This window comes from Streptomyces sp. NPDC054975, assembly GCF_053609105.1.
On record NZ_JBSGWV010000056.1, the window covers coordinates 19,523 to 40,615 of the forward strand.

At 71.5% G+C, this 21,093-nt stretch carries 20 protein-coding genes; 13 read left to right on the top strand and 7 right to left on the bottom strand.

The annotated features are described in order from the left end of the window. Positions 1–9: 9 nt before the first annotated feature. The 5 genes from ACWF79_RS30300 to ACWF79_RS30320 are packed head-to-tail and all read left to right on the top strand — an operon-like array spanning position 10 to position 5,557. The gene (locus ACWF79_RS30300; RefSeq protein ID WP_453731365.1) at positions 10–1,032 is read left to right on the top strand and encodes a methyltransferase; all 1,023 of its coding nucleotides are present in this window, start codon (positions 10–12) and stop codon (positions 1,030–1,032) included. A 52-nt stretch (positions 1,033–1,084) separates the two neighbouring features. Beyond that, positions 1,085–1,570, top strand: a complete 486-nt coding sequence (locus ACWF79_RS30305; RefSeq protein WP_453731366.1) for a DUF488 family protein, N3 subclade — start codon at positions 1,085–1,087, stop codon at positions 1,568–1,570. A gap of 47 nt (positions 1,571–1,617) precedes the next feature. Beyond that, on the top strand, positions 1,618–3,246 hold the full coding sequence (locus ACWF79_RS30310) for an asparaginase domain-containing protein (RefSeq protein WP_453731367.1): 1,629 nt from the start codon (positions 1,618–1,620) through the stop codon (positions 3,244–3,246). A 16-nt stretch (positions 3,247–3,262) separates the two neighbouring features. Beyond that, on the top strand, positions 3,263–4,114 hold the full coding sequence (locus tag ACWF79_RS30315) for a PhzF family phenazine biosynthesis protein (RefSeq protein ID WP_453731368.1): 852 nt from the start codon (positions 3,263–3,265) through the stop codon (positions 4,112–4,114). Positions 4,115–4,171: 57 nt separating this feature from the next. After that, a complete protein-coding gene (locus ACWF79_RS30320; protein ID WP_453731369.1) occupies positions 4,172–5,557 on the top strand; it encodes a replication-associated recombination protein A in 1,386 nt (461 codons plus the stop codon). A gap of 89 nt (positions 5,558–5,646) precedes the next feature. Here the strand turns inward: ACWF79_RS30320 and ACWF79_RS30325 are convergent, their stop codons facing one another. After that, positions 5,647–6,042: a RidA family protein gene (locus ACWF79_RS30325; protein ID WP_453731370.1), complete on the bottom strand. Its 396-nt coding sequence runs from the start codon at positions 6,040–6,042 to the stop codon at positions 5,647–5,649. A 135-nt stretch (positions 6,043–6,177) separates the two neighbouring features. Here ACWF79_RS30325 and ACWF79_RS30330 point away from each other — a divergent pair, with 135 nt between their 5' ends. Continuing rightward, positions 6,178–7,152 (top strand): helix-turn-helix transcriptional regulator, encoded by a 975-nt coding sequence (locus ACWF79_RS30330; RefSeq protein ID WP_453731371.1) that lies wholly within the window; start codon positions 6,178–6,180, stop codon positions 7,150–7,152. Here ACWF79_RS30330 and ACWF79_RS30335 read toward each other — a convergent pair. Continuing rightward, positions 7,144–7,524 (bottom strand): winged helix-turn-helix transcriptional regulator, encoded by a 381-nt coding sequence (locus tag ACWF79_RS30335; protein ID WP_453731372.1) that lies wholly within the window; start codon positions 7,522–7,524, stop codon positions 7,144–7,146. The two genes, ACWF79_RS30330 and ACWF79_RS30335, sit on opposite strands and share 9 nt — an antisense overlap. 153 nt (positions 7,525–7,677) lie before the next feature. Between ACWF79_RS30335 and ACWF79_RS30340 the strand changes: the two genes are divergently transcribed. Continuing rightward, positions 7,678–8,553: an NAD(P)H-binding protein gene (locus ACWF79_RS30340; RefSeq protein WP_453731373.1), complete on the top strand. Its 876-nt coding sequence runs from the start codon at positions 7,678–7,680 to the stop codon at positions 8,551–8,553. Positions 8,554–8,595: 42 nt separating this feature from the next. Then, complete coding sequence (locus ACWF79_RS30345) at positions 8,596–10,272, top strand: class I adenylate-forming enzyme family protein (RefSeq protein WP_453731374.1); 1,677 nt, start codon at positions 8,596–8,598, stop codon at positions 10,270–10,272. Here ACWF79_RS30345 and ACWF79_RS30350 read toward each other — a convergent pair. Continuing rightward, positions 10,259–11,536: a M6 family metalloprotease domain-containing protein gene (locus ACWF79_RS30350; protein WP_453731375.1), complete on the bottom strand. Its 1,278-nt coding sequence runs from the start codon at positions 11,534–11,536 to the stop codon at positions 10,259–10,261. The genes ACWF79_RS30345 and ACWF79_RS30350 overlap by 14 nt on opposite strands. Before the next feature lie 260 nt (positions 11,537–11,796). Between ACWF79_RS30350 and ACWF79_RS30355 the strand changes: the two genes are divergently transcribed. Together ACWF79_RS30355 and ACWF79_RS30360 are read left to right on the top strand one after the other, a co-directional pair. Beyond that, positions 11,797–12,471 carry a TetR/AcrR family transcriptional regulator gene (locus ACWF79_RS30355; RefSeq protein WP_453731376.1) on the top strand — a complete coding sequence of 225 codons (675 nt, stop codon included), beginning with the start codon at positions 11,797–11,799 and terminating at the stop codon, positions 12,469–12,471. Positions 12,472–12,580: 109 nt separating this feature from the next. Continuing rightward, complete coding sequence (locus ACWF79_RS30360) at positions 12,581–14,092, top strand: MFS transporter (RefSeq protein ID WP_453731377.1); 1,512 nt, start codon at positions 12,581–12,583, stop codon at positions 14,090–14,092. A 36-nt stretch (positions 14,093–14,128) separates the two neighbouring features. Here the strand turns inward: ACWF79_RS30360 and ACWF79_RS30365 are convergent, their stop codons facing one another. Continuing rightward, positions 14,129–14,641, bottom strand: a complete 513-nt coding sequence (locus ACWF79_RS30365; RefSeq protein WP_453731378.1) for a MarR family winged helix-turn-helix transcriptional regulator — start codon at positions 14,639–14,641, stop codon at positions 14,129–14,131. 97 nt (positions 14,642–14,738) lie between these two features. On the opposite strand from ACWF79_RS30365, the gene ACWF79_RS30370 reads away from it, so the two are divergent. Next, the gene (locus ACWF79_RS30370; protein WP_453731379.1) at positions 14,739–15,527 is read left to right on the top strand and encodes a dioxygenase family protein; all 789 of its coding nucleotides are present in this window, start codon (positions 14,739–14,741) and stop codon (positions 15,525–15,527) included. A 25-nt stretch (positions 15,528–15,552) separates the two neighbouring features. Here ACWF79_RS30370 and ACWF79_RS30375 read toward each other — a convergent pair whose 3' ends face one another. Together ACWF79_RS30375 and ACWF79_RS30380 are read right to left on the bottom strand one after the other, a co-directional pair. Further along, entirely contained in the window at positions 15,553–16,617 is a 1,065-nt protein-coding gene (locus ACWF79_RS30375) for a questin oxidase family protein (protein WP_453731380.1), read from the bottom strand. Between the two features lie 60 nt (positions 16,618–16,677). Next, positions 16,678–17,217 carry an N-acetyltransferase family protein gene (locus tag ACWF79_RS30380; RefSeq protein ID WP_453731381.1) on the bottom strand — a complete coding sequence of 180 codons (540 nt, stop codon included), beginning with the start codon at positions 17,215–17,217 and terminating at the stop codon, positions 16,678–16,680. Between the two features lie 146 nt (positions 17,218–17,363). Between ACWF79_RS30380 and ACWF79_RS30385 the strand changes: the two genes are divergently transcribed. Then, a complete protein-coding gene (locus ACWF79_RS30385) occupies positions 17,364–18,374 on the top strand; it encodes a sigma-70 family RNA polymerase sigma factor (protein WP_453731382.1) in 1,011 nt (336 codons plus the stop codon). Between the two features lie 62 nt (positions 18,375–18,436). Here ACWF79_RS30385 and ACWF79_RS30390 read toward each other — a convergent pair whose 3' ends face one another. Then, entirely contained in the window at positions 18,437–19,393 is a 957-nt protein-coding gene (locus ACWF79_RS30390) for a helix-turn-helix transcriptional regulator (RefSeq protein WP_453731383.1), read from the bottom strand. Between the two features lie 63 nt (positions 19,394–19,456). On the opposite strand from ACWF79_RS30390, the gene ACWF79_RS30395 reads away from it, so the two are divergent. Then, on the top strand, positions 19,457–20,983 hold the full coding sequence (locus ACWF79_RS30395; protein ID WP_453731384.1) for an MFS transporter: 1,527 nt from the start codon (positions 19,457–19,459) through the stop codon (positions 20,981–20,983). The last annotated feature ends 110 nt before the right edge of the window (positions 20,984–21,093 follow it).

The window sequence follows — 21,093 nt, forward strand, 5'->3', positions numbered from 1 at the left end:
GAGGTCTCCATGACAGCCGACGTGCAGGCCACGCGAGACGTGGTCGACATCATCACCGGTGGATGGCGGGCGCAGGCGCTCTACACCGCGGTCAAACTCGGCCTGCCCGACCACATAGAGGCCGGCCGGGACTCCGCCGCCGAACTCGCCAAGGCGACCGGGGCGAACGAACAGGGCATCCTCCGCCTGATGCGCCTCCTGGTGGCCATGGGCGTCTTCCAGGGCACCGAGTCCACCGGCTACCGCGGCACGCGGGTGAGTGCCGCACTGCTCGACGGCCCTCAGTCCCTGCGGGACATGTGCCTGCTGTACGGCGAGGAGTTCTACTCCGCGTGGGGCCACGCCCACCACGCCATCAGCACGGAGAGCTCGGGGTTCGAGGTGGCGTACGGCGAGTCGTTCTACGACTACCTCGGTCAGGACGCGGCCACCGCCCGGCGCTTCCAGGCCACCATGAACGCCGCGAGCATGTTCTTCCACCAGGTGCCCGAGGTCTTCGACTTCTCCGGCGGCAGGAGGGTCGTGGACGTCGGCGGAGGAGGCGGGCACCTGCTCGCCACGATACTGGGCGCCACACCCGATGCCCGAGGCACGCTCTTCGACCGCGAGCACATGGTGCCCAAGGCGCGGGAGCACCTGGCCGCCACCGTCGGCCTGGACCGCGTCGAGCTGGTGGGCGGCGACATGTTCAAGGACGTCCCGGCGGGCGGGGACGTCTACATCCTCTGCCGCGTCCTCGCCGGCTGGGACGACGAGGCGGTCGTCGGCGTCTTCGAGAACTGCCGCCGCGCCATGGCGGACTCCTCGGCCCGGCTGCTGGTCCTCGATCGTTTCGTCGAGGACGAGAACCCCACGGTGCTGCCCGCCCTGTGGGATCTGCACCTCCTGGTGACGACGGGCGGCGAACACCGCACCCTCGACAGGATCACTCGGCTGCTGAACCGGGCCGGCCTCGACGTCGCCGGGACCGCGGAGCTGCCCATGGAGACGACGGCCCTGATCGCGGCGCCCCGCACCCCGCCGCACGATTGAGGGGTACGCAGTGAATCCGACCGGGAGCGACAGCGCGAACAGGAGATCTTCGGTGCTCACGTTGGCAACGATCGGCGTCTACGGTTTCGACGGCGATTCCTTCCTGAAACGACTCCACCAGGCGGACGTGCGTCTGCTGATCGACGTACGTCAGCGCCGCGGTGTCCGCGGTCCGGACTACGCCTGGGCGAACTCACTGCGGCTGCAGGCGGCCCTCGCCGAGGCCCAGATCGCCTACGAGCACCATCGCGAGCTCGCCCCGACCACCGAGCTGCGTCACCTCCAGTACGCCGAGGACGACCGTCAGGGGGTCGGCAAACGCTCCCGCCGCGAGCTGGCCGCCGAGTACACCCGCCGCTACACCGCCGAGATCCTCGAACCCGCCGACCTCGATCCGATCGTGGCGGCGCTGCCGAGCAGCGGGATCGCGGCGCTGTTCTGCGTGGAGACCGACCCCGAGGCCTGCCACCGGTCGCTGGTCGCCCAGCGGCTCGCCGAGGAGCACCCGCTCACGGTCGAACACCTGCGGCCGCTGTGACGGGGGCGGCCAATCCTCCGGGCGGCGCGCCACGACCGCGGATAGCGGTGTTCGCCGGGCCGACGGCGACGGTTCTGAACACACCGGACCTGGTCACCTCGAACAAGGCGCGCGTACGGCACGGTCTGCCGCTGCGCCCCTCCCGCTTCGACGTCCTGCGTCCTCAGCGGCTCGCGGCGCCCGTGACGCTGTACGTCGAGGCGTTCAGCGCGCACCCGCTCGAACGGGACGCGGCCGGGCTGTACGCCCCGCCGGACGGCTGGCTCGACAAGGACGGCACCTTCCACCAGGAGCAGCCCTTCGACGACGCCACAGCGGTGTACGTCGTCGAACTCGATCCCGCCGACGGCCTCTATCCCCTTCCCTACATGGGCAGACAGGCGGACGGATCGGCCTGGGAGGAGACCTCGACGGCGCCCTTCGCGCCACCGGGAGCGGCTCGGCAGACGTTCTACCCCGACGCCCGCCGTCTGTACGAGGAGATCGAGCGGTTCGGCCTCGCCGACCACGGGACCCCCGTCGACCTGGGGTCGATCGCCGACTTCGACTTCTTCCGCGCCGCCCCGTCGGGCGGGTACACCACGGGCCCCGAGGCCGAGCGCCTCGGGCAGGACTTCTTCGTCTACTACCCCTACCACCTGCAGAGCGAGCCCGGCCTGGGGAACCTCGCCCAGGCGACCAACCAGGTCCAGGCCGTCCTCGCCACGGGCGAGTACACAGGCGTCCAGTGGCTGGAGGGGAGCCCGACCGTCGACGAGACCCTGTACTGGCTCGGGCTGATGGTCGACACGACGGTGCCGCTCGTCGGACACGCGGCTCAACGCCGCCACCAGTCCCTGAGCGCGGACGGCGACCGCAACGTGGTGGACGGGGTGAAGTTCATCGCCTCGCGTGTCGCCCTGGACGAACGGGGCGAGGACCGCGTCGGTGCCTGCGTGATCGTCGACGAACTCGTCTACGCGGCCCGGGACGTGACCAAGGTCGACGCCCGGCCGGGCGGTTACGAGGTCACCGGCGGGCACGGGGGAGTCGTCGCCGACCTCGGTGGCTACGGGCCCCCGCAGCTCACCTACCTCCCCGCCCGCCGGCACACCCACCGCTCGGAGCTACGGCTCACCGTGCTCCCCGACCGGGTGCCCGGCGTCGCCGGGGCCCTGGACACGGGCGTGTCCGTGGTCGACGTCGCGACGAAGGACGCCGACGGACTCGTACCCGCAGCCATGCCGCACGTGTCGATCACCAAGTACAGCCGGTACGCGGCGACGGGCGCCGGCGCCGACGGCCCGCCCCCCGCCGACGAGGAGGTCGAGATCCTCGCCCGGATCGACGCGAACCTCGCCCACGCGCCCCTGGCCGGATTCGTCTGTGAGGGCATGTCGCCGTTCGGGATGGCCGACCCGACGAGGAACGCGGCGCTGAGCGTCGCCCTCTTCGCCGGCATGCCGGTGGTCCGCACGGGCCGCGGCAACACCGGAGGCATGGCGTACCGGACCGACCCGGCGTTCATCTCGGGCAACAACCTCACGGCCACGAAGGCGCGCATGCTCCTCATGGCCGCGCTGCTCAAGCTCGGCGCCCTGCCCCCGGCCGCGGATCCCTTCCACCCGACGCCCGTCGAGCGCGCGGCCACGGAAGAGGCGGTCGCTCGCTACCAGGCCCTGTTCGACACCCACTGACGGGAGAACGGAACCCATGGGTACGTACGAGTACGTGGTGGCCGACGTCTTCACCGATGTCCCGCTGGAAGGAAACCCGACCGCGGTCTTTCTGGACTCCTCGGGCCTTTCCGCCGAGCGCATGCAGCGGATCGCGCAGGAGATGCACCTGTCGGAGACCGTCTTCGTCCTCCCCGCGGAGGACGACGGCGACGTGCGGGTCCGGATCTTCACCCCGGTGAACGAGCTGCCGTTCGCCGGACATCCGACGCTCGGTACGGCCATCGTGCTCGGTGAGTTGAACCCGGCGAAGGAGCTCCGGATGGAGACCGCCATGGGCACCGTGGCGTTCGAACTCGAGCGTGACGACGACGGCCGGGCCGGCGCGGCCGGCATGTGGCAGCCCGTCCCGACATGGGAGCCCTACGACCGCGCGGAGGAGCTGCTCGCCGGGCTCGACCTGGCGGCCACCGGCAGCACCCTGCCGGTCGAGGTCTACCGCAACGGGCCGCGGCACGTGTTCGTCGGCCTGGACGGCGTGGCCGCGCTCTCCGCCGTGGAGCCGGACCAGCGGATCCTCGCGCGGCTGCCCGACATGGCCGCCAACTGCTTCGCGGGATCGGGCACTCGATGGAGACTGCGGATGTTCTCGCCCGCCTACGGCGTGGTGGAGGACGCGGCAACCGGCTCCGCCGCGGGGGCGCTCGCCGTACACTTGGCCCGGCACGGCCTGATCGCCTTCGGAGAGTGGATCGAGATCCTCCAGGGCGTCGAGATCGGCCGTCCTTCGACGATGCGCGCGCGGGCCATGGGGACGCCGGAACGGATCGACGCGGTCCAGGTGGCGGGGTCGGCCGTGGTCATCGCCCGCGGAACCATGTACGCGTAGTCGCCGAGCACATATGCGTGACCCACGTGTGCTCCGTGCCCAGGGAAGGGTGGAGTGATGGCTGCCGAGGACGACGGGCTGTTCGCGTTACCGACCCCCGACGACACCCCGCCCGACGACACCCCGCCCGACGGCACCCCGCCCGCCGAGCCCGTGACGTGGGCCGACGCGCCGCTGGCGGTGCGGATGCGGCCGCGTACGCTCGCCGAGGTCGTCGGCCAGGCGCACCTGCTGCGCCCCGGCGCGCCGCTGCGGCGGCTGGCGGAAGGGGGCGAGGCGGCGTCGGTGCTGCTCCACGGCCCGCCCGGCACGGGGAAGACCACGCTCGCGCGCCTGCTCGCCACCGTCGCCACCCGGCACTTCGTCGCCCTCTCGGCGCTGTCCAGCGGGGTCAAGGAACTGCGCGACGTGATGAACGACGCGCGCCGGCGCCGAGACCGTCAGAACCGGCAGACCGTGCTCTTCATCGACGAGGTGCACCGCTTCTCCAAGACCCAGCAGGACGCCCTGCTCGGGGCGGTCGAGGACCGGCTCGTGCTGCTGGTCGCCGCCACCACGGAGAACCCGTCGTTCTCGGTGGTGTCGCCGCTGCTCTCCCGGCTGTTGGTGCTGCAGCTCCGGTCGCTGGACGAGGACGAGGTCCGCGAGCTGCTGCGGCGGGCGGTGAAGGACGCGCGCGGCCTCGACGGTGCGGTCTCGATGTCCCCCGAGGCCGAGGACGCCCTGGTGCGCCTCGCGGCCGGCGACGCCCGGAGCGCGCTGACCGCGCTGGAGGCGAGCGCCGACGGGGTGACCGACACCGGCGGCACGGTGATCGACGTACCGGCCGTGGAGCGGGCCGTCGCCGAGACGACCGTCCGCTACGACCGGCAGGGCGATCAGCACTACGACGTCATCAGCGCGTTCATCAAGTCGATCCGCGGTTCGGACCCCGACGCCGCGCTGCACTACCTGGCCCGGATGCTCGTGGCCGGGGAGGACCCGCGGTTCGTCGCGCGGCGCCTTGTGGTGCACGCCAGTGAGGACGTCGGGCTTGCCGACCCCACGGCGCTGCAGGCCGCCGTCGCGGCGGCGCAGACGGTCCAGCTGGTCGGAATGCCCGAGGCCCGTCTCGCCCTGGCGCAGGCCACCGTGCATCTGGCGATGGCGCCGAAGTCGAACACGGTGATCGTCGGGATCGACGAGGCGATGGCCGACGTCCGGGCGGGCGCCGTCGGCGAGATCCCCGCCCACCTGCGGTACGGCCGCTACGCGGGGGCCAGGGAGCTGGGCAACGCGATCGGTTACCGCTACCCCCACAAGGACTCCGACGGAGTCCTGGAGCAGCAGTACCCGCCGGACGAACTCGTGGGAAAGGACTACTACCGCCCCACCCAACACGGCGGGGAACGCGTCCTGCACGAGCGGCTCACGAAGCTCCGCCGTGCCGTCCGCGGCGAATAGCGGCCGGATTCCGGCGAGAAGTCGAGCGCGACCTGCCCGCTGCTCGTGCCGGTTCGGCGGGCACGAGCAGCGGAGGGGACGCGATCACATCACGCGACGGCGGTGCCCTCGAGCTCGACCATCTGGCCGGGGATCGCCAGGCGCGTCACCCCGAGCATCGTGGTGGTCGGCGCGACCTGGGCGGCGCCCAGGCGTCCCGCGAGCACGCCGTAGTGCTGGAAGAGCAGGTCGACGTCGGTCGTGTAGACGTTGAGGCGGACGAGGTTGGCGAGGGTCATGCCGGCCTCGGCGAGGACGGCCTCGATGTTGTCGATGCTCAGCGCCAGCTGCGCCGCCATGTCACCGTCGTGCTCGGGCTTGCCTTCGCTGCTCATCGCGGTCTGGCCCGAGATGTACAGGGTGCGCGAGTGCCCGGAGACGACCTCACCCTGGTTGAAGCCCATCTCCACCGACCACGACACCGGGTTGACCGCATTGCGTTCCATAGTGGCACTAGCTCCATTCGCTTCACCGACAGTCCGTGCGTCCAACGGCTCGGCAACCGCCAAGCTTTGACCGCGTGAAGGAGCCTTCCACCAATACATGACACCCTTGGTCATGTATTTTGCTAGCGTTTTCATATGCGCGCCGACCGGCTGGTTTCCTTGGTGCTTCTCCTGCGCCAGCGCGGACGGATGACCGCGGACACCTTGGCCCGTGAGCTCGAAGTTTCCACCCGTACGGTGCTGCGCGACATAGAGGCGCTCTCGGCGGCCGGTGTCCCGGTCTATGCCGAACGCGGCCGGCACGGCGGTTTCGCGTTGTTGCCCGATTTCCAGACGGCGCTCACCGGACTGAATCACGACGAGGCGCTCGCCCTGCTGGTCGCCGGATCGCGGCGCGGTGCACAGTTGTTCGGCCTCGGCTCGGCGCTCGCCTCGGCCATCCTCAAGGTGGTCGACGCGCTGCCCGAAGACCTTCGGGACACCGCGGCCGGCGCGGCGCGGCGCTTACTCATCGACCCGGAGACCGACCTCCTCGCACGCCGCGTGGCCGCGGACGAGGTGCCCGACTCCGTCGTGGCCGAGGTACGGCGCGCGGTGTTCGCCGGACACAAGCTGCGCATCCGGTACGCGGCGGTGGGCCAGACCCCGAAGTGGCGCACGGTGGACCCGATCGGCCTGGTCACCGTACGGGAGCAGGGCTACCTGCTTGCCACGAGGGCGGGCGCGGACCGGACGTACCGACTGTCCCGGGTGCTGGCCGCAGAGGCGCTCGACGAACCCGCGCAGCGACCGGACACGGTCGACCTGGACCGGGCCTGGCAGGAACGCCACGCGCGGTTCCGGACCGGAGGCGACCAGGTCGCCGTGCTGGTACGGGTGGACCCGGCGCGGCGGGAGCACCTGGTGGGCACCGTGCTGGCCGTATGCGCGGAGGAGTCCGACGCGGACGGCTGGCTGCGGCTGAGCGTGATCTTCCAGGACGCGTGGCACGCCGAGTGGGCCCTGTGGCAGCACGCCACGCACGCGGAGGTCCTGGCCCCGCAGGAACTGCGTACCACCCTGCACAACCGCGCCGCCAGGATCGTCAGCCGCTATGGAGCGTCATCCTGACGGCACCTCCTGGGCGCTGCCGGCGTCGAACTCCTGCCGCGCCCGCTCGACGCGCGGCAGGTTCTCGGCCGACCAGTCGGCGAGGTGGGCGAAGAGCGGGGCGAGGCTCAGGCCCAGCTCGCTGATCTCGTACTCGACCCTCGGGGGAACCTCCGGGTAGTACGTGCGCACGACAAGGCCGTCCCGCTCCATCTGGCGCAGCCGCTGCGTCAGCACCTTGGCGGTGATCGTGCCGATGTTGCGGTGCAGCACCACGAAACGCTGGCGCCCGAAGGCGTGGAGCGTCCACAGGATCGGCGTCGTCCAGCGGCTGAAGACGATGTCGAGCACCGGGGATATGGGGCAGGCCGTCGTGGCGGTGCTGCTGTCCATGGGAACCCTTCGGGTAGTCACTTTCCTCTAGGTACCTACTTTACCGAGGATGCTAACTTCCTGAACGTCGCCACGGGGAACGGAAGTTGACCGCTTCCGCCCCTCTTCGATGGCCCTGTCGTTCACCAACTCCCCTGCCGTAGGAGGCTGTTCATGATTGTTGTCACCGGAGCCACCGGAAACGTCGGCCGTCCGCTGGTCGCCACCCTGGCCGCCGCCGGCGCCGAGGTCACCGCCGTGTCGCGCCGTCCGCAAGCCGACCTGCCCGAGGGCGCCCGCTCCGTGCAGGCCGACCTGGGGCGCGCCGAGAGCCTGCGGGACGCGCTGCGCGGTGCCGAGGCCCTGTTCGTCCTCCCGGCCGGCGAGCTGCTCGGCCCCGGCGAGAGCGCCGAGACCCTGCTGACCGTCGCCCAGGAGGAAGGTGTCCGCAAAGTCGTCCTGCTCTCCTCGCAGATCACCGCGACCCGCCCCCACGCGGCCTCGCACGGCCGGCTGCGGGAGTTCGAGGCGGCCGTCCGCGCCTCCGGTCTCGCATGGACGATCCTGCGCCCCGGCGGCTTCGCCTCCAACGCCTTGGCCTGGGCCGAGACGGTCCGCTCCGACCGTACGGTCATGGCCCCGTTCGGTGACGTCGCGCTGCCGGTCGTCGACCCGGCCGACATCGCGGCCGTCGCCGCGGCGGCGCTGCGCGAGGAGGGCCACTCCGGCCTGATCCACGAGCTGACGGGCCCGGTCGCCCTCACCCCGCGCGAGCAGGCCGACGTCCTGGCCGACGCGCTCGGTGAGCCGATCACGTTCGTGGAGCTGACCCGCGAGGCGGCCTTCGCCCGCATGTCGCCGTTCATGGGCGAGGACGTGGCGCACGGGACGCTGGACATCCTGGGGAAGCCGCTGCCGTCCGAGCAGCGGGTCAGCTCCGACGTGGAGAAGGTCCTCGGCCGCCCCGCCGCTCCCTTCTCCGCCTGGGTGCGGCGCAGCCTGCCCGCGTTCGCACAGGCCCTGCTTGACGCCCCGCAAGGGCGGGCATAGCGTCGGCCGACGGACTGAGCAAGCGCTTGAAGAGGGTCGATCGTGGGCGTAGGAGAGACGGCGGAGGCAGTCGCCGCCCGGCTGGCCGCGCCCGGCGCGCCCTTCGCCGTCGAGGACGGGGTGTACGTCGAGGGCCCCCGCACGCTGCGCGAGTTCGTCGAGGCCACCTGGGCGTACGGCGACCGGCCGTTCCTCGTCTCCGAGGACGGGGTGCTCAGCTACCGGGAGTTCTTCGACGCCGCCTGCGGTCTGGCGCGGAGCCTCGTCGGCCAGTACGGGCTGCGCCCCGGTGACCGGGCCGTCGTCGCCATGCGGAACCACCCCGAGTGGCAGATCGCCTTCTGGGCCGCCCAGCTCGCCGGCCTCGTCGCCGTGCCCCTCAACGCCTGGTGGACCGAGGAGGAGTGCGCGTACGCCCTCGACGACTGCACGCCCCGCGTCCTCCTCGTCGACGGGGAGCGCAAGGAGCGTATGCGCGACTGGGCGCGGCGGAACCATGTGCCCGGGATCGTCTTCCACGGGGAGGCCGGGGACGGCTTCCAGGCGTACGTACGTGACACCGACGGTCTCCTCGGCCCGCCGCCCGTCGACGTCCTGCCCGAGCACGACGCCACCCTCATCTACACCTCCGGCACCACCGGCCGCCCCAAGGGCGCCGTCGCCACCCACCTCGCGCAGGCCGGGGCCGCGATGAACCCGCGGTACTACGCCGCCGCCTCCTCCCTCGGGCGCGGCACCGTCCCCGGCCAGGGGCCCGCGCCCGTCTCGCTCACCACGTTCCCGTTCTTCCACGTGGCCGCCTTCACCTCGTTCTACACGGTCATGGCGGCCGGCGGGACTCTCGTCCTCATGCGGAGGTGGGACGCGGGCAGGGCCCTGGAGCTGATCCGGCTCCACCGCGTCACCCACTACTCCGGGGTCCCCACCACCGCCCTCCAGCTGCTCGACCTCGCCGAGCGGACCGGCGATCCGCTGGAGAGCCTCGTCATGCTCAACACCGGCGGAGCCGCCGCGCCGCCCGGGCTCGTCGCCCGGCTCACCGCCGCCTTCGGCGAGCGCGTCGAGCCCCGCAACGGCTACGGCCTCACCGAGACCTGCGGCGGTGTCTTCGCCAACTTCGGCGCCGAGTACCGCGCCCATCCGCGCAGCGTCGGCCGGCCCACCCCGGTCACCGAGGTCCGCGTCGACCGGCCCGACGCCGACGGCGTGGGGGAGCTGCTGTTGCGCGGGCAGTCCCTCGTGCGCGGGTACTGGGGCGACGAAGCCGCCACCCGCGCCGCCTTCACCGACGACGGATGGTTCCGCACCGGTGACCTCGCCCGCGTCAGCGACGGGCGCGTCACGATCGTCGACCGGCTCAAGGACATGGTGATCCGCGGCGGCGAGAACGTGTACTGCGTGGAGGTCGAGGCCGTCCTGCACGACCACCCCGACGTCCTCGACGTCGCCGTCCTCGGCGTGCCGCACCCCGTCCTCGGGGAGGAGGTCGCCGCCGTCGTGCGCGTCCGCGAGGGCGCGGGCGCCACCGTCGAGGAGCTCAAGCGCCACGTCGGCGGCCGGCTCGCCGCGTTCAAGGTGCCCGAGCATGTCCTCGTGCGGGACACCGCGCTGCCCCGGAACGCCACGGGGAAGATCCTCAAGCGGGAGCTGCGGGACGAGCTGAGCCTGCGGGGCGGGATCGGTCTGCCGGACGAGCCGAGCGAGCTCAGCCGCGGGTGATCCGTACGCGGTAGGAGCCGGCCGCGGCGGCCTCGGAGAGGACCGTGATCCGGATGCCGTTCGCCCGGTCGGTGAAGGTCTCGCCCGGCCGGTACGGCGCGTCCGACAGCTCCGCGTGGACGTTCGGGCGGCGCGTGCAGCCGCCGCTGTCCTTGTCGCTGTCCGAGACCGTCACCGGGCCGTGGCCCGTGTCGACGTCCGACTCGACCCGGTAGATCAGGACGCCCGGCTCGCACACCGCCTCGTCGTTGCCGTCGCGGGTGCGGACCTCGACCGCGTATCCCGACGTCTCGGAGAGCGGTGCGAACGCGAGCTTGGGGCCGCCCGCCTTCGCCAGCGGAGTCAGCGTGTAGTCGTGCGCCCCGGGCGTGGAGGCGCAGCGGACCTGGCTGTTGTCGAGCCAGCCCAGCTTCCACTTGTGCCATCCGAGCAGGTCGTTGTTGGCCCCCCAGTCCTCGGACATGATGTCCCAGTGCCCGACCGTGCCCCCGCCGTCCACGGTGTAGAGGTCGGGCAGGCCGAAGACATGGCCGTTCTCGTGCGGCAGCACGCGGTAGCCGGTCTCGGCGTACGTCCCCGAGCCGTCGTCCTGGCGGCTGTAGACGAAGGACGTGTTGGAGAGCGGGACGCCGTCCGCGTACGGCGCCTCGTCGTTCCCGGAGAAGGTGACCGACAGGACGGTGTCCAGCGCCGAGGGCCCGGCGTTCGGGGTGATCAGGATGTTGACCAGGTCGTACGCGCTGAAGTCCACCTTCTGGTCGGCGGTCTTCACGATGTCCTCGACGAGACCGCGGTACCCCGGTTCGTACGGTGAGCCGCGCTCTATCCCGTACGAGGAGAACGGCCGCGGCATGCGCAGCCAGTCGGGTATCGGGGCCTCCGGGTGGTAGTGCAGGCGCCCGTAGGAGCTGGTGGTGAACCACTTGGTGGTCTTCGGGAAGAACTCGCCGTACCGGTCGAGCGCCGTGCCGTCCCCCGGGGCGTCGGGGAAGTCGACCATCAGGTTGAGGGCCCTGACGCGGCCGGTGGAGCGGGCGTACCCGGGGGCCGTGGGCATCCCCTCCGACATCTGCACACCCATCGTCGTCGCGATCCTGCACGGGCCGAGCGCCGTGGCCTCGCCGGAAGCGGTGGCCACCGGGCCTGCCGAGGCCGGTGCCGGGCCGGGGAGGGTGGTGCTGGCCGAGGCGAGGGCGGCGAGCGCGAGGGCGCCCGCCGCGGCGAGGACGACGGGTCTGCGTATGCGTCGGCGGGTCTGCTGCATGCGGTCGCCTCTCTGGTCAGCCTTTGATCGGCGGTCAGCCTGTGATCAGCGCTGCTGTTCGATCAGCCTGTGTCGAGAGCTCCTCGGGCGCGCGTCGGGTGGCCCGATCGTGGGTATTTCGCGCGCACCCGCATAGGTGACGCAGGTCACATTCACGCCGGGAAATAACCGGGGACTTCTTCCCCGTTTACGCCTGTGTTCGACGAAGTGGGGACTCGGTCCCCGGATCGCCATCCGATGACCATCCGAAGGAGGCCGTGGTGACCGCCGAAGCCGACATCGCGCCCGTTCGCCGCGTAGCCCGCCCCCGGGCGGACGCCCTGCGCAACCGCGAGCGGATCGTCACCGCGGCCCGTGAGATGTTCGTCGAGTTCGGCCCGCAGGTGCCGCTCGACGAGATCGCGCGCCGCGCGGGCGTCGGCAACGCCACGCTCTACCGGAACTTCCCCGAGCGCGGTGACCTCGTCCACGAGGTCGTCCTCTCCGTCACCTCCCGCACCACGGACCTGGCGCTGGAGGCGGCCGCGGCCGTCGACGCCGGTGAGGCCGACACCTTCGAGGCGCTGCGCCGCTTCACCCACGCCGCCGCCGACGAACGCATCGGCGCCCTGTGCCCGATCCTCGACGGCGCCTTCGACAAGAACCACCCCGAACTGCACGCCGAGCGCGAGCGGTTGGAGGCGGCCGTCCAAGGTCTCGTCGACCGCGCGCACGGCTCGGGCAGGCTCCGCGCCGACGTCGGCGTCGGGGACCTGATCGTGGCCGTCTCCCAGCTGACCCGCCCGCTCCCGGGCACCGCCTGCCTGAACATGGACCGTTTCGTCCACCGTCATCTGCAGCTGTTCCTGGACGGTCTCGAAGCGCCCGCGCGCTCCGTGCTGCCCGGCTCGGCCGCCACTCTGGAGGATCTGCGGGGTGACTCCGACGAGTCGTGACTCCCGAGCTGACCGTCCCGTGACCACACGCACGCGTCCGTAACTCCCCTTACGGACCCACCCACTTACATCCCTTTTTCCTTCTTAGCACCACGAGGTGGCTACCCCCATGTCCGAAACAGATCCCCGGCGCTGGAAAGCGCTGGTCTTCATCGCCCTCGCCCAGCTGATGGTCGTGCTCGACGCGACGATCGTGAACATCGCGCTGCCCTCCGCCCAGCAGGACCTGGGGATCTCGGACGGCAACCGGCAGTGGGTCATCACCGCCTACGCCCTCGCCTTCGGTGGTCTGCTGCTCTTCGGCGGCCGCATAGCCGACCTGTGGGGCCGTAAGCGCACCTTCGTCGTCGGCCTGATCGGCTTCGCCGCCGCCTCCGCGCTCGGCGGTGCCGCGACCGGCGAGGCCATGATGCTGGGCGCCCGCGCGCTCCAGGGCGCCTTCGGCGCGCTGCTCGCGCCCGCCGCGCTCTCGCTGCTCGCGGTGATGTTCACCGACGCCAAGGAGCGCGCCAAGGCCTTCGGCATCTACGGTGCGATCGCCGGTGGCGGTGGCGCCGTCGGTCTGATCCTCGGCGGATTCCTCACCGAGTACCTGGACTGGCGCTGGACCTTCTACGTCAACATCCCCTTCGCGATCGTCGCCGCCGTGGGCGCGTACCTGGTCATCCGTGAGCCGGCCGAGGGACGCAACCGTTCGCCGCTCGACATCCCGGGCGTGGTCCTCTCCACCCTCGGCCTGGTCGCCCTGGTCTACGGCTTCACCCGCGCCGAGTCCGAGGGCTGGTCGGACGCCACGACGATCGGCATGTTCGTCGCCTCCGCGGTGCTCCTCGCCGCCTTCGTCCTGACCGAGGCGAAGGTCAAGTCGCCGCTGCTGCCCCTGCGCGTCCTGACCGAGCGCAACCGCGGCGGTGTGTACCTCTCGCTGGGTCTGGCCATCATCGCGATGTTCGGCCTGTTCCTCTTCCTGACGTACTACCTCCAGGTCGTGAAGGGGTACTCGCCGGTCAAGACGGGCTTCGCCTTCCTCCCGATGATCGCGGGCATGATCGTCGGCTCGACCCAGATCGGTACGCGGCTGATGATGCGCGTGCCCCCGCGCTGGCTCATGGGCCCGGGCTTCCTCACCGCCGGCGTCGGCATGCTGCTGCTCACGCAGCTGGAGATCGGCACCTCGTACGCGGGTCTGATCCTGCCCGCGCAGCTGCTCCTCGGCCTCGGCATGGGTACGGCGTTCATGCCGGCCATGTCGCTCGCCACGCACGGCGTCGACCCGCGGGACGCCGGTGTGGCCTCCGCGATGGTCAACACCTCGCAGCAGGTCGGCGGCGCCATCGGCACGGCCCTGCTGAACACGATCGCCGCCTCGGCGACCACCGCGTACATCGCCGACCACGCGGCCGGCGCCACCACCCAGGGCGCCCAGAAGCTGCTCCAGCTCCAGGGCATGGTCGAGGGTTACGCGGCGGCCATCTGGTGGGCCGTCGGCATCCTGGTCGTCGCGGCCGCGATCGCCGTCACCTTCATCAACACCGGGAAGCCGGAGACCGGCCCGGTCGCCGGTTCGGGCTCGGGCGAGGGCGTCGAGGACGAGGTGAAGATCCCCGTCATCGCGCACTGATCCGACACGCGCACCGCCCTCCTGCCCTGGTTCCGCTCAGCGGAGCCAGGGCAGGTCCGCGTCCGGGCCGCTCGGCTGGAGGCCCTCCGCCATCACCTTCATGATCTCGCCGAGCTGGGCCACCTGCTCGGGGCTGAGCCGGTCGAACATGGCCTGCCGTACGGCGGCGACATGGCCGGGAGCGGTCCGCCGCAGCACCTCGAAGCCCTCGTCCGTGAGGTGCGCGAACTGGCCGCGCTTGTCGGAGGGGCAGTCCTCGCGGGTCACCCAGCCGTTCTTCTCCAGGCGCGCGACGGCGTGCGAGAGCCGGGAGCGGGTGATCTTGGCGTCCTTGGCCAGCTCGGTCATCCGCAGCCGCCGCCGGGGCGCCTGGGAGAGCTGGACGAGCAGGCCGTAGTAGATGTGCGGCATCCCGGCGTCGCGCTGCAACTGGCGGTCGAGATGGTCCTCGAGGAGGGTGGTGGCGTGGCGGTACGCGCGCCAGACGCACTGTTCCTCGTCGCTGAGCCAGCGAGGCGCTTCCTCAGGTGCGGTGGTCATGTGGTCCATCGTACGACTCGTCCTTGAAAGTTGAACTATATGGGCTTACGATCGGACTGTCGGTCAATCTTGAAACTTCAAGGAACTTCGGGAGGCGGTCGTCACCATGGACGCCACGCTGGAACGGATGCCCGCCCTCTATCTCTCGCACGGCGCCCCTCCGCTCGCCGACGACCCGGTCTGGCCCGGCGAGCTCGCCGCCTGGTCCGCCGAGTTGCCCAGGCCCCGGGCGATCCTGATGGTCTCCGCCCACTGGGAGGAGGCCCCGTTCGCGCTCGGCGCGACCGAGACCGTGCCGCTGGTGTACGACTTCTGGGGCTTCCCCGAGCACTACTACCGGGTGCGGTACGCGGCCCCGGGCGCGCCCGGGCTCGCCGCCTCGGTCCGTAAGCTGCTGCACGGGCCGGGCACGCCGGTGCAGGACATCCCTGACCGGGGGCTCGACCACGGCGCGTACGTCCCGCTGGTGGAGATGTTCCCGGACGCCGACATTCCCGTGCTCCAGGTCTCCCTGCCCACGCTCGACCCCCGCAAGCTGATGGAGATCGGCCGCCGGCTCGCGCCGCTGCGCGACGAGGGCGTCCTGATCGTCGGCAGCGGCTTCTTCACCCACAACCTGGCCGCGCTGCGGCACACCGGGGGCGGGGTACCCGGCTGGTCGGCGGAGTTCGACGACTGGGGGCGCCACGCGCTGGAGGCGAGGGACGTCGACGCGCTCCTGGACTTCACGCACAAGTCCCCGGCCGGGCGCCTCGCCCATCCGCGTACGGAGCACTTCGCACCGCTCTTCGTCACGCTGGGCGCGGCGGACGCGGCCGGTGACCTGGACGGCGGACGGAGCGTGATCGACGGCTTCTGGATGGGTCTCGCGAAGCGCTCGGTCCAGTTCGGCTGAGCGGGGCCGGGGCCCGGAAGACGGTTCAGAAGACAGGGGTGTTGAGGTCGATCGCCCGGACGGCGGCGGCCAGCGCCCTCGCGTCGCCGACGTCGAGCGCGGTGTCGGCGAACTTGATCGTGTGGTCGTCGCCGTGGGCCGCGGCCCGCTCGAAGACCTCCTCGGCGGTGAGGCTCGTGGCCCGGTGGCGCTCCGCCTCGCGCGGCGTGTAGGCGGCGGTCACGGCGGCGGAGGCGGCCCAGGCGGCCGCGAGGCTCGCCGGCCACAGCTCGCGCGGGAGTGCGGGGAGGGTGCGCAGGACGGCGTTGGGCGCGGTCGCCGCGTGGACCAGCATGACCGGCTCGCCGTGTCCGTGCGTGGCGTAGCGGTGGGTCGCGGCCGTGACCAGCTCGGTGAGCAGGGCGTGCGCGGTGTCGGGGTCGGCGGTGGCGCCCCACTGCGGGAACGCGGTCAGCTGCGCGAGCCGGGGGCGGATCCCGCCGTCCTGCTCGGGCACGGGCGGTACGGCGTCGAGCGCGGCGGCCGCGCTGGGCGCCGGAGCGAGCGCGGCGAGCGCGGGCAGCGGCTGGGCGCGGGCGGCCCAGTAGCCGAGCGCGTGGGCCAGCTCCGCACGGCGCGGCTCCGTCTCCTCGGTCGTCAGCAGGGTGCGGACGGCGTGGCCGGTGCGGATCACGGGGTGGGTCGCCCCGCCGGCGATTCCGGGGAGCAGACGCGGCCACCACTCGGCGAGCACCTCGTGCCAGGGCCGCTCGGCCGTCTCCCGCTCGAAGAACCGGGCCCAGTCGGCGATCCGGGCCGGGTCGCCGAGCGCCTCGCGCCAGGTGGTGGCGGTGACCGGGGAGTGGGGCGCCGGCATGTCCTCCAGCTTGGCCCGGTAGTGATCGAGCCAGCGGTGCACGGTGGGTGCCTGGCCGTGGCGCACGAGCGCCTCGACGGCCATGGGGGCATGGTTGCTGAGCCAGCCCTTCCGCTCGGGGCCGCTGGCGTGGAGGCGCTGGAGCGCTTCGTCGAGCGTGCCGGAGGTGTCCGGGGAGCCGGGGGTGTCGAGGGAGTCGGGGTGGGTCGGGGCGGTGCCGGAGGTCTCGGTCATGGACGTGACGGTAGGCCGGTCGTGCCCCGTCCGTAACGGTCGGCGGACCTAGGCCCCGTCCTAGTTCCGGGGGCCGAGCCGCTTCTCGTACCAGGCCACGTCCCAGTACCGGCCGAACTTCCGCCCGACCTCCCCGTACGTACCGACGTGCCGGAAGCCGAAGCGGGTGTGGAGGCGGATCGAGGGCTCGTTCGGCAGGGCGATCCCGGCGTAGGCGCGGTGGACGTCCTCGTCGGCGAGAGCCTCGAAGAGCCGCTCGTAGAGGAGGGTGCCGATGCCGCGCCCGGCGGCGTCGGGGGAGAGGTACACGCTGACCTCGACGGAGGTGGCGTACGCGGCCTTCACGCGGAACGCGCTGCTTGTCGCATACCCGAGAATTCGTCCGTTCGTCTCATTACGGACATCGCTGGCAACCATCAGGCGATGTGGGCCGTCTTCAGGGTAGGAGCGGAGCCAGGGACGTCGCTGCTCCGGAGTGAAAGGCTCGGTGTCGAAGGTGACGCTCGTCTCGCGGACGTAGTGGTTGTACAGCTCTGTGAGCGGCGCCAGGTCACCCTCCGTGCCTGGCCTGACCTGCACCTCTGTGCGTGTGGATGCCATGGGACCCCCTCGATGGCGGCACAGGGTACTGCATGATCGCGAAAATCGATGTGCCCGGTGGGAATTCTGTCCTGATTCCAGTCGTTGTTTCCGTCGGATGCAGGGCACCCGAAAGGTGTCGCGACCTACTCAGCAAGGGAGCACGCATGGCAACCCGTGCCGTCGCCCGTCGTCAGTCCTCCGCCACCAGCGGTAGCGGTAGTGGCAGCCGGGCAAGCAGCGTTCGCGCCGTGGGTGGGGAGATCGCCGACCGCGACCTGGTCGGCATGTACCTCGACGAGATCGCGCGCACGCCCCTGCTCGACGCCGCCAAGGAGGTCGAGCTCTCCCAGACGATCGAGGCCGGCGTGTACGCCCGGCAGATCCTGGACGGCGAGGTCGAGAGCGAGGCGGGAGGCGCCTCCCGCGAGGAGCTCGAAGCGCTGTACGAAGCGGGCGAGCGTGCCAAGGACCTCTTCATCAAGTCGAACCTGCGCCTCGTCGTCGCCGTCGCGCGACGCTATCCGCGCAGCGGCCTGCCGCTGCTCGACCTGATCCAGGAAGGGAACGCGGGCCTGGTGCGCGCGGTCGAGAAGTTCGACTACGCCAAGGGCTTCAAGTTCTCCACGTACGCCACGTGGTGGATCCGCCAGGCCATCACGCGGTCCATAGCCGACCAGTCGCGCACGATCCGGCTGCCCGTCCACCTGGTGGAGGAGCTCGGGCGGATCCGGCGTGTGCAGCGCGAGTTCAACCGGGAGAACGGCCGGGAGCCGGAGCCGGCCGAGATCGCGACGGAGCTGGGCTCGACGCCCGAGCGGGTCGTGGACGTCCTCGACTGGGCCCGTGACCCGGTCTCGCTGAACATGTCGGTGGACGACGAGGGCGAGACGCAGTTCGGCGACCTCCTGGAGGACACCTCGGCGGTGTCGCCTGAGCAGTCGGTGCTGACGCTGCTGCGCAGCGAGGAGCTCGACGACCTGATCGACAAGCTCGACCACCGCACGGCCTCGATCATCCGCATGCGGTACGGCATCGAGGACGGCCGCGAGCGCACGCTCACGGAGGTCGGCAAGGAACACGGCCTCACGCGCGAGCGCATCCGCCAGATCGAGAAGCACGCGCTCCTGGAACTGAAGAAGATGGCCCGCGACACGGGCTTCGACGCGGTGGCCTAGAGCGGCCGACGAACCGGACCCCGCCCCGTTGTGGGCGGGGCCCCGCGCCCACCCCGGGAGCGCTACGGCGTCGCCGCTGTCAGGCGGGTCGCCAGGTCCTGCACGTACGTGAGCAGTGAGTTCGGGCCGTGGATCGTGAACGGCGCGTCCACCAGGGCCAGTCGGATCGCCAGCCACTCCGTCGAGTCCGCCGTCCGCGTGCGGAGCCGGCAGGTCGCCGCGCCCGTCGGCGTCGGGGTCAGGTGGGACGGGAGGCGGGCCGCCACGAAGTCGGCGGGTGCCTCGAAGGTGACGTCCAGGTCCAGTTCCGGCTGGGCACGGGCCATCGAACGGTTCATGAACTCGGCCGCCCCGCCCGCCGGCAGTTCCCTCGGCGCGAACCGCGACCCCGTCGCGAACGGGTCCGACACCCGGTCCACCCGGAACGTGCGCCAGTCATCGCGCTCCAGGTCGTACGCCACGAGGTACCACCGCCGCCCCGTCGACACGAGCCGGTACGGCTCCACGAGCCGCCGCGACTCCGTCCCGTCCCCCGCCCGGTACCCGAACCGCAGCCGCTCCTGTCCCGTCACCGCGCCCGCGAGCGCCGTCAGCGTCGAGGGAGCGACCGTCGCCCCGTCCCCGCGCGTGAGCGGGATCGTCGCGTTCTGCAGCGTGGAGACCCGGTGCCGCAGCCGCGACGGCAGCACCTGCTCCAGCTTGGCCAGCGCCCGCACCGACGCCTCCTCCACGCCCTCGATCGCGTGCCCGGCGCCCGCCCGCAGCCCCACCGCGATCGCGACCGCCTCCTCGTCGTCGAGGAGCAGCGGCGGCATGGCCGTACCCGCGACCAGGCGGTACCCGCCCACCGCGCCCTTCGTCGCCTCCACCGGGTAGCCGAGCTCGCGCAGCCGGTCGATGTCCCGGCGGATCGTCCGCGCGGAGACCGAGAGCCGCTCGGCGAGCTCGCTGCCCGGCCACTCGCGCGGCGTCTGGAGCAGCGAGAGCAGATTCAGGAGTCGTGCCGGAGTGTCCGTCATGTGTTCCAGCATGCGTCGCATCTAGGACATGCACTGACCTATATGGGTTCTACGTTTCTTCACATGAGTTCACACGACGCCGTCACGGAGGCGGCCGCCACCGACCGCAGGCGCTGGATAGCCCTCGCCATCGTCATGACCGCCGCCTTCATGGACCTGGTCGACGCCACGATCGTCAACATCGCGATCCCCAGCATCGAGCGGGACCTCGGCGCCACCTTCGGTGCCATCCAGTGGATCACCGCCGGTTACGCCCTCGCCTTCGCCGCCGGCCTCATCACCGGTGGCCGCCTCGGCGACATCTACGGCCGCAAGCGGCTGTTCCTCCTCGGGACCGCCGGCTTCACCGTCGCCTCCGCGCTCTGCGGATTCGCCGCCAACCCGGAGATGCTGGTCGCCTCCCGCCTCCTCCAGGGCGCGGCCGCGGCCATGATGGTGCCGCAGGTCCTGTCGATCATCCACGTCACCTTCCCCGCCCACGAGCGCGGCAAGGTCTTCGGCATGTTCGGCGCGATCATCGGCCTCGGCGCGGTCTCCGGACCGCTCCTCGGCGCCCTGCTCACGCAGTGGAACATCGCGGGTCTGGAGTGGCGGCCGATCTTCCTCATCAACCTGCCGGTCGGCATCGCCGGCCTGCTCCTCGGCCGCAAGTTCATCACCGAGTCGAAGGCGCCCAAGGCGCTCCGCCTCGACATCGTCGGCGTCCTGCTCGTGACCCTGGCGCTGCTGATGCTGATCTACCCGCTGACGCGCGGCCGTGAGCTGGACTGGCCGCTCTGGGGCCACCTGTGCATGGCCGGCAGCCTCCTCGTCTTCGCCGCGCTCGTCGCGTACGAGAAGTACAAGACGAAGAAGGACGGCTCCCCGCTGGTCGAGCTCGCGCTGTTCAAGGTGAAGAGCTTCGCGGCCGGTATCGCGGTCCAGCTGACCTTCGGCGTCGTGATGGGCATCTTCTTCCTGGTCTGGACGCTGTACATGCAGGTCGGTCTCGGCTGGAGCCCGCTGAAGGCGGGTCTGACGGGCGTGCCGTTCTCGATCGCCGTCTCGACGGCGGCCGGTCTGTCGGTGCAGAAGCTCGTCCCGCGCTTCGGTCGCAAGGTGCTGCAGACGGGCGCGCTGACGATGGCCGCGGGCATGCTGCTCTACCTGTGGGAGGCCGGCCGGTACGGAACCGCCATCACCACGTGGCAGATGCTTCTCCCCCTCGTCGTCATGGGTGTGGGCATGGGCCTCATCGTGGCCCCGCTGACGGACGCGGTCCTCTCGGACGTGCCGCGCGAGCACGCCGGTTCGGCCTCGGGCCTCATCAACACGACCGGCCAGATGGGCAACGCGCTCGGACTCGGACTCGTCTCGGTCGTCTTCTTCGGCGTGATCGACGAGGAGCGGCTCGCGAAGGCACCGGCCGAGGTCGGCGCGGCGTTCACGGACGCCTTCCAGAACGCGCTCGGGTGGGCCGTGGCCGTGCTCGCCGTGATCTTCCTGGTGATGTTCGCGCTGCCGGCGAAGCCGAAGCAGCACCTTGAGGGCGAGGCCGCGGAGGCGGAGGTCTTTCCGGTCGTCGACAAGGAGCCCGCGCTGACTCCCTGAGTCAAGGAGCGGGCCGAAGGGCCCCGGCGCCCCCCGCGGGGTGAACCGCGGGCCCCGGGGCCCTGCTCCTACCGCGCCCCCCCACCACCGGCCGGTGCGTTTGGGTGCAC